Here is a 13,180-nt window from a genome sequence, read left to right on the forward strand (position 1 = left end):
GACTCCTGTCCAGCCCGGCGGTAGCTTGAGAGGATGACCGAGCCCAAAATCCTGACCGAACGGCGAGGACACATCCTGCTGATCGGCTTCAACCGGCCGGAGAAGCGCAACGCTGCGGACGGCGAGCTGCTGACCGCTCTCGCCGAGGCCTACGGCGAGCTCGAACGGAATCCGGAACTGCGCGTCGGCGTCGTCCACGCCGTCGGGGACCACTTCACAGCCGGTCTCGACCTCGCCGACCTCGGCCCGCGCATCGGCAGCGGCGGACTCTCGTTCGTCTCCGAGACCGGCATCGACCCCTGGCAGGTCTCCGGCCGCTCCCTCAGCAAGCCCGTCGTCATCGCCGTCCAGGGCACCTGCCTCACGCTCGGAGTCGAACTCGTCCTCGCCTCCGACATCGCGGTCGCCGCACGCGGAACCGTGTTCGGCCAGATCGAGGTCACCCGCGGCATCCTGCCGTTCGGTGGCGCGACCATCCGCTTTCCGCGCGCCGCGGGGTGGGGCGATGCCATGCGCCACATCCTCACCGGCGACACCTTCGACGCCGTAGAGGCCCACCGCATCGGCCTCGTCCAGGAGATCGTCGACGACGGCGAACAGCTGGCGGCGGCGCTCGGCATCGCGGAGCGCATCGCCGCCCAGGCTCCGCTCGCGGTACAGGCGGCGCTGCGCAACGCTAAGACGGCCGTCCGCGAGGGGGACGCCGTGGCGGAGGCCGATCTGCCGGAGGAGCTGGTCCGGCTGGCGGGAAGCGAAGACGCCCGGATCAGGATGGACGCTTTCCTGACGCGAACGGAGGCGCGGTTCGTGAGGCGGTAGCAGCGGGTCCGGCCATCCGCTCTCGTTCTCACCCGTCCCACCGCACAGCTCGACAAGCAGGAGGAAGAATGACCACACCCGCCGAGTACGACGTCATCGTGATCGGAGCCGGCGCGATCGGCGAGAACGTGGCGGACCGGACCGCCCAGGGCGGGATGCGCACGGTCATCGTGAAAGCCGAGCTCGTCGGAGGCGAATGCTCGTACTGGGCGTGCATGCCCTCGAAGGCGCTGTTGCGCTCCGCTGCGGCGCTGCGCGCGGCCCAGCGGGTAGGCGGCGCGCACGAGGCGGTGACCGGGGCCCTCGATCAGACGACGGTGCTGAAGCGCCGCGACGTCATGACGAGCGCCTGGAAGGACGACGGCCAGGTCGACTGGCTGACGAGCGCAGGCATCGACCTCGTGCGCGGGCGGGCGACGATCACCGCGCCACGAGAAGTCACCGTCACCGACGAAGACGGCGCCGTGAGCGTGCTCACGGCGAAGCACGCGGCGCGGTATGCACGGGCTCGGCCGCACTGCTGCCGGACATCCCCGGGCTGCGCGACTCCGGGCCGTGGACCAGCCGCGACGCGACGAGCGCAGAGCGGATTCCGGCGTCGCTCGCGATCCTCGGTGGCGGGGTGGTCGGCACGGAGATGGCGACCGCGTACGCCGGACTCGGTGCCGAGGTCCACCTCGTCTCCCGCGGCGGCCTCCTCAGCGGGAACGAACCGTTCGCCGGCGAGGCGGTGGCCACCGCCCTGCGCGAACTCGGCGCGACCCTGCACCTGGACACGGCGCCCACCGCGGTCGAGCGCAGCGACGGCGGCCGGTTCCGTCTCCAGCTGGACGACGGCACCACCGTCGAGACGGATGAGCTGCTCGTCGCGACCGGCCATGTCCCCCGCACCGGCGGTCTCGGGCTGCACGCCTTCGGCATCGAAGACGGAGACTGGCTGGCTGTCGACGACAGCATGCGCGTCGTGGACGAGCACGGCGAGCCCGTCGCGGAGGGCTGGCTCTACGGCGTCGGCGACGTCAACCACCGCGCGCTGCTCACCCACCAGGGCAAGTACCAGGCCCGCGCCGCCGGCGACGCGATCGCGGCGCGGGCGAAGGGCCGCGACCTCACCCTCGCGCCGTGGAGCGCTTTCGCCGCGACGGCCGATCACCGAGCCGTCCCCCCAGGTGACGTTCACCGACCCCGAGGTCGCCTCGGCCGGGCTCACCGCGTCGGCGGCGAAGAAGGCCGGCTAACGCATCCGCGTCGTCGACTACCCGCTCGGGAGCGTCAGCGGAGCCTCCGTCGTCGCGGACAACTACGAAGGCCACGCGCGGATGGTCGTGGACGAAGACCGGAAGGTCGTCCTCGGTGTGACCTTCGTCGGCCAGGATGTCGGCGAGCTCCTCCACTCGGCCACGGTCGCGATCGTCGGCGAGGTCCCGCTCGACCGGCTCTGGCACGCCGTTCCGTCGTACCCGACCATCAGCGAGTTCTGGCTCCGGCTGCTCGAGTCGTACGGCCGGCCGGAGGAGTGAGGATGCCACTGCTCTCCCGGCTGCTCCTCGATTCGCCGATCAGCCGGCTCGGCTACCTCTACGCCAGTGCGGTCGGCCTCGTCTGGGGCTTCCTCTGGAGCACCGGACGCATCGAACGCCGCAGCGGTCTGTTCGTGTTCCGCGGTCTGCCGAAGGGCCTGTTCGGTCGCGGCGGTTCCTGCGTCGGCGCGTGCTACCTGACCGATCAGAATGTGTCGGACGACATCCTGGATCACGAGGCCGTCCACAAGCGGCAGTGGCAGCGATACGGGATGCTGTTCCCGTTCCTCTACCTGCGAGCCGGGTGCGACCCGCTCCGCAATCGGTTCGAGATCGAGGCCGGCCTCGAGAAGGGCGGCTACCGGTGACCCGGACCGTCGTCATCACCGGTGCGAGCTCGGGCATCGGCGCCGTCGCGGCCGCGAACCTCGCGGCCGCCGGGGATCGAGTGGCCGTCGTCGGCCGGAACCCCGAGCGCACGAGAGCCGTCGCCGAACCGATCGGCGGGACCCCTTTCCTCGCCGACTTCGACCGCCTCGACGATGTCCGGGCGCTCGCCGGCGCCCTCCTCGAGAGGTACGAGACCATCGACGTCCTCGCCAACAACGCCGGCGGTCTGAACCACCGCCGCGAACGAACCGCCGACGGCCACGAGCGCACCCTGCAGGCCAACCACTTCGCCCCGTTCCTCACCGCCCTGCTGCTCCCCCGCCTTCGTCACACCGCGAGCCTCGGCCGCGATGTCCGCATCATCGCGACCGCCAGCGTCGCCCACCGCTTCGGCGATCTCCGCCTCGACGACCTCGACTGGTCACGCCGCCCCTGGCGCGGAGGCTGGCCCGCCTACGGCGCCGCGAAGATCGCCACCATCCTCTTCACCGAGCGGCTCGCCGAACTCCTCACCGGCACCGGCATCGCCGCCTACTCTTTCCACCCCGGATTCGTCGTCACCAACTTCGGCGCCACCTCTCCCCTCATCCGTCTCGGCGCAGCGATCACCGGCGGCCGATACGGAATCGCCCCGGCGGCCGGGGCGGCTCCCCTCGAACGCCTGGCCGCGGAAGCGGAGGTCGGCGCACCGACCGGCACCTACTTCGACCGCTTCCGCGCCAACGGAAAACGGAGCGAACAAGCCAGGGACGCACAGCTCGGCCGCGAGCTGTGGACGGTGACGGAGCGCATCGTGGGGGTTCGGCAAGGCTAGGTGTACTGCCCAGACAGGGTGGTCGAGAGTCGTGTGATGGGTGGGACCTTCTGGGTGTGATGCGGCGTGCCGCTGTGTGTGGCCTGGTGTGGTGATGGGTGAGTGGTTGATACTTGTGATTTTTGGTGGGTAGTGTGTTGTCGTTCGGGGGAATGCGGTGTTGAGGGGGTTGGGCTGGTGGTGCGGTTTGATGAGGCCGTGGCGATGGTGTTGATTCGTGTTTGTCGTGGGCTGGACGAGGAGCTTCGCGGCGAGGGGGTTCTCCGTCGTGGTGCTGTGGAGACGGCCGTTCATGATTTCTCCGGCCGTTATGCCGGTCTCTTCACCGCTGCTGCCGTCATCGAAGCGGCGGATCGGGGCAGGCTCGCTGGTGTGCTCTATAGTCTCGCTGAGCAGGTCGAGGCTGCGGTGCTCAGGGTGGGGGAGGAGCGGAAGCGGCAGAGAGATCTGAGTGGGTGGCGTGAGCGGGAGGCGGGGCGTGAGCGCCGTCGTGCGACTGCGGACGCGTTGGGTGTGGTCGGTGCCGGTATTGATGGGTTCTTTGATCCGCGGTCCTCGGAGGTGGCGGTGCGGCCTCCGGTGGTCTCGGCTGCCTTCTCGCCGCGGGAGCGGAACCGCACCTCGGGTGGTGCGTCGTCGGGGAGGAGTTCGGCGGTCCCGGACAGGTTGCGGGTTTTCGTGTCGCGGACTCGTGCGAGTGATGCGGGTATGGCGCGGCGGTTGGTGGCGTTGCGGGATGCGTGGTCGGCGTTTGTCGCGTCGTGTTCGTGGGTGCCGGTGGAGTCGGCGACGTTCCTGTATGGGTTCGAGCGGCTGTTGGCGGAGAGCCGGGCCGATGCGCTCTGGATCGAGCAGGTCGCTGCGGCGTTCGACGCTGCCGGTGGCGGCACGCTCTCGGATCATGCTCTGGACCTTGTCGCGACCGCGGTCCACCCGTTGAGCGATGAAGGCCTGCTGGCGGCTTTCGGAACGCTCACGGCTGTCGAGTTGCGGGCGTTGCTGGCGGCTTCTCCGGTCTTGCGGGCCCGGTTGTCGTCGGTGGATCCGGTGGCGGTCGACACGTGGTGGCACGGTCTGGGCCCGGCGGTGGGTGCTGGTGGTGGTTTCTCCGCGCGTCAGGAGTTGTTGTTGACCGCATTCCCGGACCTGTTCGGGAACGTGGAGGGCATTCCCTATGCTGCCCGGGACGAGGCGAATCGGCGTGCTTTGGCTGCTGCGATCGCGGGGATGGAGAAGCAGATCGCCGGGTTGAGGGCTCGTGTTGGTGACAGCTCGGTCGTTGACGGGCCTTTGCTGCCCGGGGTGCTGGCGATGAAGCACACCCTCCGGGACGCGGAGGAGCAGTTGAAGGCGCTGAAGAACATCCGCGCCGCGTTGCAGACGAGGGAAGGCCGGGCGTCGCGCTTCCTCATCGCTCTGACGGGTGATCGTCCGCCGTTGGCGGCGGTCGCGATCGGGGATCTGGACACGGCCACGACGGTGAGTTACGCCGTCCCCGGGATGGGGACCACGACCCACGGGATGACGGGGTGGGCGAAAGCGGCACAGAACCTGTATGCGCTTCTCCCGGTGGACAGTGCGGTGGTCGCCTGGATCGGCTACAAGACCCCGCCGTCGCCGAGCGTTGGCGATCCGGACTTCGGGGTGCTGAACGTGAATCGGGCGGTGGCGGGCGGCACCAAGCTCGCGTCGACGTTGGGAGGTTTGGGTGCGGTGCGGGGTGGGGCGCTGCCGCGGTTGTCGGTGGTCGCCCACTCGTATGGCACGACCACTGCCGCTGTCGCGCTTTCCCAGCCTGGGGTCCGGGTGGACACGTTCGTGACGTTGGGGTCGGCCGGGCTTCCGGACAGTGTGCGGTCGGTGGCCGATCTGAACGCGGGGGCGGTGTATTCGGGTCATGCTCGCGACAAGTTCCTCGGAGAGACCGAAAGCGGGGATCCGTGGGCGTGGATCGGCAGAGACGGTAGTCGTGACCACCGGGTCAACCCGCTGGCCCCCGACTTCGGTTCCCAGGCGTTCGGCGTCGAAACCGGAGGCGACTCCGGCAGCAGCGTGACCGACCACGGTCCGCTGCTCAGCGACGACGGCCCTGAAGCAGGGTACTTCGATTACGAGACGGAGTCGTTGGCGAACACGGCCCGGGCGGTTTCCGGGAAGACCGGGTCGATCACACCGTATGCGCCTTTGGGGCCGACGAACTTTCAGAAGGGTTTGCAAGTAGAGAATGAGAAGGGGTGCCTTTGTGGTGTGCTGCTCAGGGACGTTGGTTGAGGTGTGACGCGATAGATGGGTGAGGACCTCCCGGTCGAGAGTGGGGCTGTCTAGTTTCCCTGCACTCGATGACTTAGGAGGTCCTCGTGACCCACGCTAATGCTTCTTTGACTCCTCGCGAATGCCTCCGCCTGGCCCGCCAAGTCGTCGACGACGGCTGGTCCGTTGCTGCGGCGGCGACCTACTTCCGAGTGTCCTGACGCACCGGGGACCGATGGGCTCGTCGTTACGTGGAGATGGGCGAGGCGGGAATGCTGGACCGTTCGTCACGGCCGCATCACAGCCCGAACAAGACCCCGCGAAGACTGGTCCGCAAGGTCGTGCATCTGCGGTGGAAGAAGCGGCTGGGACCAGTCGGTATCGGCGCCCAGCTCGGCATGCCCGCCTCGACCGTTCACACGGTCCTCTCCCGGTGCCGGATCAATCGGCTCAGCCACGTCGACGTCCGCACCGGCGAACCCGCCCGCCGCTACGAGCACGAGCATCCCGGATCGATGATCCACGTCGACATCAAGAAACTCGGCAACATCCCCGACGGTGGCGGCTGGCGCTACGTCGGACGTCTCCAGGGAGAGCGGAACAAGGCCATCACCGCGAAGCGGACCGGGAAACACGGGATCACCGGCGACATGATCACCGGCACAGCGTTCGTTCATACCGTCATCGACGATCACTCCCGTGTCGCTTACGCCGAGATCCACGACGACGAAACCGCCGCCACTGCAATCGCTGTTCTGCGTCGAGCGGTCGGCTGGTTCGCCAGCCGTGGCGTCACCGTCGAACAGGTGCTCTCCGACAACGGCTCCGCATACCGCTCATACGCCTGGCGCGACGCTTGCGCCGAGCTCAGCATCCAACCGAAACGCACCCGGCCCTACCATCCGCAGACGAACGGCAAGATCGAACGCTTCCACCGCACCCTCGCCGACGGCTGGGCATACGCCCGGCACTACAACTCCGAATCAGCCCGCCGCAACGCACTCCCGGCCTGGCTGCACTCCTACAATCACCACAGGCCCCACACCGCCATCGGCAGCCAGCCACCCATCAGCAGATTGACCAACGTCCCTGAGAAACACACCTAGCGCCGCCGCCGCTCGCGGGTCCGCCGCGACGCCCGCTGCGCGCAGGGAGTCCAGCCCGCGCAGCACGTCGTAGTGCCAGGAGAAGGGGAAGCGGAAGTCCAGCCACGCTTCCGAGATCAGCGATCCGTCCCGTCTCCGGCGCATCAGCGAGCGCGACAGCAGGTACTCCTGTCCGCGTCCGATCGCCGTCCCGACCGGGGAAGGCCCGTCTGTGTCCCGGTAGGCGGTCAGCCCCTCCAGCGCGCAGATCGTGCTGTGGAACGATCCCGGCTGTTCGCGCGTCTCCGCGAAGCAGTTCCAGCCGCCGTCATCCTGCTGTTCCTCCAGCAACCGTGTGACGATCAGCTCGCTGGCTTCGCCGACGTGTGCGCCCGCGGTGAGAACGCGCGCGTTGATGCATGCTTCGACCTCGCCGTCGAAGAAAGGACAGTTCCACCATTCTTCGCCCCAGTCCACACCCGCCTTCACCCGGGCCGCCGCCGCCCACGTCCGCGGGCCGGTCGCGCCGAGCAGCGCGAGCAGCAGCATCGCATCGTCCACGCCGAGCAGGCCCTCCGGGCTCCACGCGCCGTGACCCCAGTCGCCGCTGGGAGTCTGGGCGTCGAGGAGCTCCGCGCCCCATCCTGTCGTCTCCACGAGTGTACGGTCGGCGCTCGCCCCAGCGGGGTCGTCCAGAAGATCGCGCCGGACCTGCCAGCGGATCGCGGGGTCGCCGTCGAGGAGCCACGTCATCACATCCACGCGGCACAGGGTACGCCGATGCGAGCGACAGCCGAGTCTGCGGAGCGGAGAGCGTCCTGCGGCCCCGGAAGCGAGGAGAGGCTTCGTGGCGGTCCCGTTTGCGCGGCCCTGCCGTGGAGGGCGCGGGAGCTCTCGCCGCATCGACTCGGCGCCCCGGCATGCCGTCCCGCCACCCTCTTCCTGAGAACCTCCGCATCTTCCCGCCCCGCGCATCAACCCTGTGCCCAGCCCGGCCTGGAACGGTAGTCGCGTGCCGACCTCCGAGCGTTTCCCCGACAACTCGCACCTGCAAGCGATCAACCAGCGTATCGAGCCGCTCAAGTGGTTCGAGCTGCCGACGCCGCGGACGCAGCGCCGTGCCGTCTTGCAGTTCCTCAGCCTCGCCGTGGTCGCCGCAGTGCTCACCTCTCTTCTCCTTCTCCCCGGCGTCTTGGGGGCGAGCGTCGCGGCTGCGGCGGGCATCGCGGACTTCAACCAGCTTCCCGGCGACCTGAAGATCCAGGAGTTCGCGCAGAATTCGACCCTGTACGCGAAGCAGGGCGGGCAGGATGTGCCGATCGCGCAGTTCTACGCGCAGAATCGGCGGGATGTCGGCTGGGCGGACATCGCGCAGTCGGTCAAGGACGCGGCGGTCGCCGTCGAGGACCCGCGTTTCTACTCCGAAGGCGCAGTGGATCTGTTCGGCACGATCCGCGGCGCCCTCTCGACGCTGGTGGGCGGGAGCTTGCAGGGTGGTTCCTCCATCACGCAGCAGTATGTGAAGAACGTCGAGGTCGAGAAGTGCGAGGCGCTGACCGATCAGAAGAAGGTGCAGGCGTGCTACGACGATGCGGCGGGGGCGACACTGCAGCGGAAGATCCAGGAGATGCGCTACGCGGTCGGGCTGGGGAAGAAGTACAGCAAGAAGGACATCCTGCTGGGCTATCTGAACGTGGTCGGCTTCGGCGGGCAGGTCTATGGCATCCAGGCCGCGGCGGCCTACTACTTCGGCGTCGCGGCCAAGGACCTTACGCTCCCGCAGGCCGCGACCCTGGTGGCGATGGTGAACAACCCGGCCAATCTGCGGGTCGATGAGCCGGGCAACAAGGACAACGGGGCTGCCAACGGGTACGAGCTGACGAGGGACCGGCGCGACTACGTGCTCGACCGGATGTACGTGAACCACAAGATCACGGCGGCCGATCGGGATGCGGCCCAGAAGACGCCGGTCCAGCCGGCGATCACGCCGTCCAGTTCGGGATGCGCTGCCGCGGCCCACTACAACGCGGCGTTCTTCTGCGACTACGTGCGCGATGTCATCCTCAACGACTCCGCTTACGGCAAGACGAGCGACGATCGCTGGGGTACGCTGAACCGCGGTGGGCTGAAGATCTACACGACGCTGAACCTCGACTTGCAGGCGGTGGCGCAGCAGTCGCTCAGCAAGTACATCCCCGCCTCGCGGTCGGGCATCGACCTCGGGGCGTCCAATGTCTCGGTGGAGCTCGGCACCGGGCGCATCGTGACGATGGTCCAGAACCGTGCGTTCAACAACACGGATCAGCCAGCGGACGGCACGACGGCGGTGAACTACAACACCGATGAGGCGTACGGAGGATCGCAGGGGTTCCAGACGGGATCGACCTTCAAGGCGTTCGACCTGGCGGCGTGGCTGGAAGCCGGGCATTCGCTATACGAGAGTGTGGACGCCTCGCAGCACCTGTTCCCGATGTCCGACTTCTCGAACAGCTGTGGCAGCGTCTCCGGTCCGCCCTGGCCGGTGCAGAACGACGAGGGATCGGCGAACCGTCTCTCTGTGATGTCGGCGACGGCGGAGTCGGTCAACTCGGCTTTCGCGATGATGGCGACCAAGACCGACCTCTGCTCCATCCTGAAGGCCGCGAAATCCCTCGGCGTCCACACGGCGGCGACCCGCGGGACGCTGAACTCCTACCCGTCGATGATCCTCGGCACCAACACCGTCTCCCCGCTGACGATGGCCATCGCCTACGCGGGCATCGCCAACGGCGGCAGCGTCTGCACTCCCGTCGCCATCGACAAGGTGCTCAACGCGGATGGAACCGAGCACAAGGTCAGTCCGACCACATGTACGCAGGGTCTCGGCAAGGACATCGCCGCCGACGTCGACTACGCGCTTCAGGGCGTGATGAAGAACGGGACGGCGACGAGCGCCAATCCCTGGGACGGCACACCGGTCCTCGGTAAGACCGGGACCACTGACGACTCTTTGCAGAACTGGCTCATCACCTCCACCACCAAAGTCGCGCAGGCCACCTGGGTCGGCAACGTCTCCGGTTCGACGCCGCTGCGGAGCCTCAGCTTCCACGGCATCGGCGGGGGCAATGTCAAGTTCTCGATCGTGAAACCCATCCAGAAGGCGCTCGACAAGGTCTACGGCGGCGTCGATTTCCCGAAGCCGGGGGACATCGCGCTCTACGGGAACAGAATCAGCGTCCCGGATGTCTCCGGCAAGACCTTCGCGGACGCCCGGGATCTCCTTCAGGGGCTGGGGCTGGTCGTGGCGGCCGACCCGATCCCGGTCATGAGCTACCAGCCGGCCGGGATGGTCGCCGGCACGGACCCGGCGGCCGGGACCATGGCGGAGGCCGGGGCGTCGATCACGATCCAGGTGAGTTCGGGGCAGGGACCGGCGGTCCCGACCGGTCCGCCCACGGACACCCCGACGCCGCAGCCGACGGACCGGAGCGGCCACGCGGGCGTCGGCGGCGGCAATGGGAACGGCGGCTGGGGCGGGAACGGCGGCGGGTGACCGGAGCGGCGGGACGGCTGCCCGGCCACCGTCCCGAGCCACGCCCCGCCTGAATCGGCTCGGGGGCTGCTGGGCGCGGACGCTCGATCCTCGCTCCGCGAGCCGATGAGTGGATCGCCGGAGCAGACCACGCTGTCGACCGGCAGAGAGACCACGCTGTCGACTGGCAAGCGGTCTTGGGTCTGAGGGTTCTTGACTAAAAAGAAAACAAAAGTTAAAGTCACACCGAAAATACATTTACTGGTTCTTCGATGAACCCCGAGGCGCGGAAAACGGCAGGGGAGTGGCAGCGTCCGGTCTCCCGGGATCACTTCTCCGGCGACTCGGCGGCACTCCACTCATCCGCTCGGCAGCGAGTGCCGGAGCTGTCTCTCCTTGACGACGAGGACGAAGCATGCGCTCCTCCATCAGAACCGTCCGCGGGGCATCCGCGGTGCTGCTCACGCTCTCGCTGATCGGGACTGTGGCGATCGTGGCTCCCGCTGCGGCGGGAGCCACGACGTACCCGCACACCCTGAGCTCCCGTCAGCTCGCCATCGGTTTCGCGAGCGACGGGAGCATTCAGTCGTTGAAGATCCCGGGCGACCTCTACGACACGCAGTACGTCATGAATCCCGACGTCGCTCCCGACCAGGGGAAGGAGCCCGACGCCAAGTACAAGCAGTGGCTCGGGAACGTCCTCTTCTCCTACGCCACCGGTCCCGGCGCCCCGACCGTGGGAGGCGTCGGCTCCACTCCGTGGCGGACCGCCTGGACGACGCAGTCCTCAGACGGGCGCACGGTGAGCGCGACAGCGAACTCGGTGACGGTCAAGTATCAGAACTCCGCCAACGATCAGGGTATCTCCGGCTTCACCTTCACCGAGAACTACTCCTTCGACGCCGATGGCTCGCTCGTGTGGAAGCAGACCGTCACCAACACGTCGGGCCAGCGTCTCGTCATCGGCGATTGGGGGATACCCGTCCCTGACAATGAGCTGTGGAAGGGCGGCGACGAGATCTACGAGACGCGGACGATCGCTCACTCGTACATCGGGAAGAACAGTTCCTCCGTCGCCATCGGGCGCCCGAGCGGCCAGGGGCCGTCGCTTCTGCTGTCCTCCGACTCCGCGACCGGATCGGGATTCGAGTACCAGGATCGCTGGCGCACGGAGGAGGTCGGGGACACCTCGTGGGCGTGGAACTCCAGCGACGAGGGTTCCAACATCAAGGGCCTCAACGTGTACTACCCGAACTCGATGGCGATCCAGAGGACCGATCGCGGGTATCTGGGGTCGACCGCGTCGAGCCTGGACGCGGGGAAGAGCAAGACTTTGATCTATCAAATCGCCAAGACCACGTCGGACGCCGACCGTCAGGATGCGCTGTACGCTCAGGGTTCGCTCGATGTCGCCGTGCAGCCGGGGATGGTGGTCCCATACGATCAGCAGGCGGAGATCGGGCTTCGGGTCAAGGGGTCGATCTCCTCGGTGACGGCCAAGAGCCTCAACGACCTCCACGGACCCTCGCCGACCACTCCGTCGGTAAGCCTCGACCGCACCAACGGTGCGTATTCGATCTATCGGCTCGGTTTTGACCGAACCCAACTCGGCAACAACCGGGTGACCGTCGTCTACAAGGACTCGGCGGGAAAGACCCGGTACACAGTGCTGCAGTTCTTCGTCATCGACAAGCCCGCTTCGCTCCTCAGCGACCACGCCAGCTTCATGGTGACGAGACAGCAGTGGGCAGCGGCCGATGGCCTCCCGCCATCGGACATCCGCTATGGCACCTACGACGACTGGATGATGAACGCCTCCGATGGCTCTGTGCCGACCTCGGACAACCCTCCGCAAGGGCGCCGAGATAAGAGGTGGTTTCAGTAGTCGGCGTGGCGGTGGTTGTTGTGGCTGGTTAGCGGGGATGCTGGTCGAGTGTCGACGCTTGCTGAGGATCGGTTCATTACGGATATGTTGTGGGAGCGGCTGGAGCCGTTGATTCCGCCTCGGCCGCCTGTGGTCAATGGGCGGGCTGGGCAGCCTCGGGTTCCTGACCGGAAGGTGTTCGCTGGGATCGTGTTCGTGCTGCTGACGGGGATCCCGTGGAGAAGCTCCCGCCCGAGTTGGGGTATGGGTCCGGGGTCACTTGTTGGCGGCGTCTGCGTGAATGGTCCGAAGCGGGCGCGTGGGATGCACTGCGGAAGATCATGCTCGACGAACTCGGCCAGGCTGGCATGATCGACTGGTCAAGAACCTGCCTGGACTCCGTAAGTGTCCGGGCGAAAAGGGGGGCGATCTCACTGGACCTAACCCCACGGATCGTGGGAAACGGGGCACCAAGTACCATGTCCTGACCGACCGCAACGGACTCCCGCTGCATGTGGAGATCTCCGGCGCCAACCGACACGACTCCATGCTCGTGGAACCTGTGTTAGACAACATCACCGCGATCAAGGGCGTCGGCCGCGGTCGGCCCAGACGCCGCCCGGTTATCTTCCACGCCGATAAGGCTTACGACAACCGCCGCGTCCGCTGTTACCTGCGTTGTCGTGGGATCAAGGCACGCATCGCACGAATCGGAGTCGACTCCAAACAGTGACTGGGTAAACACTGTTGGGTAGTCGAACGCACCATGGCCTGGATCCTCGCCTTCCGGAAACTCGCCACTCGCTACGACCGCACCGCCTCAACGATCACGGCGCTCGTCGCTCTAGCAATCGCGATCACCAGCGCCCGCAAACTCACCAAAAACGACTACTGAAACCATCTCTAAGTACGACGGCTATTGGGGAC

Annotated in this window: 6 protein-coding genes and 3 pseudogenes; all 9 read left to right on the forward strand. The window is 67.3% G+C overall.

Going from position 1 to position 13,180, the window contains the following annotated elements; translation table 11 throughout:
• Positions 1-33 precede the first annotated feature (33 nt).
• The 9 genes and pseudogenes from O159_RS09330 to O159_RS14135 all read left to right on the forward strand — a co-directional run bounded on the left by O159_RS09330 (position 34) and on the right by O159_RS14135 (position 13,148).
• Positions 34-819 (forward strand): crotonase/enoyl-CoA hydratase family protein, encoded by a 786-nt coding sequence (locus O159_RS09330; protein WP_021755554.1) that lies wholly within the window; start codon positions 34-36, stop codon positions 817-819.
• 68 nt (positions 820-887) lie between these two features.
• Positions 888-2,339 (forward strand): annotated as a pseudogene (locus O159_RS09335) (dihydrolipoyl dehydrogenase family protein).
• Positions 2,340-2,341: 2 nt separating this feature from the next.
• Positions 2,342-2,707: a hypothetical protein gene (locus tag O159_RS09340; protein ID WP_021755557.1), complete on the forward strand. Its 366-nt coding sequence runs from the start codon at positions 2,342-2,344 to the stop codon at positions 2,705-2,707.
• Entirely contained in the window at positions 2,704-3,543 is an 840-nt protein-coding gene (locus tag O159_RS09345) for an SDR family NAD(P)-dependent oxidoreductase (protein WP_021755558.1), read from the forward strand. The genes O159_RS09340 and O159_RS09345 overlap by 4 nt, the downstream gene beginning before the upstream one ends.
• Before the next feature lie 771 nt (positions 3,544-4,314).
• A complete protein-coding gene (locus O159_RS13330; RefSeq protein ID WP_169725683.1) occupies positions 4,315-5,814 on the forward strand; it encodes an alpha/beta hydrolase in 1,500 nt (499 codons plus the stop codon).
• Positions 5,815-5,900: 86 nt separating this feature from the next.
• Positions 5,901-6,899, forward strand: a pseudogene (locus O159_RS09355) (IS481 family transposase).
• Positions 6,900-7,890: 991 nt separating this feature from the next.
• A complete protein-coding gene (locus O159_RS09360) occupies positions 7,891-10,410 on the forward strand; it encodes a penicillin-binding protein (RefSeq protein ID WP_021755560.1) in 2,520 nt (839 codons plus the stop codon).
• A gap of 394 nt (positions 10,411-10,804) precedes the next feature.
• The gene (locus tag O159_RS09365; RefSeq protein WP_021755561.1) at positions 10,805-12,274 is read left to right on the forward strand and encodes a DUF5695 domain-containing protein; all 1,470 of its coding nucleotides are present in this window, start codon (positions 10,805-10,807) and stop codon (positions 12,272-12,274) included.
• A 15-nt stretch (positions 12,275-12,289) separates the two neighbouring features.
• Positions 12,290-13,148: pseudogene (locus tag O159_RS14135) on the forward strand (IS5 family transposase).
• The last annotated feature ends 32 nt before the right edge of the window (positions 13,149-13,180 follow it).

Source organism: Leifsonia xyli subsp. cynodontis DSM 46306 (genome assembly GCF_000470775.1).
Lineage (GTDB): Bacteria > Actinomycetota > Actinomycetes > Actinomycetales > Microbacteriaceae > Leifsonia > Leifsonia cynodontis.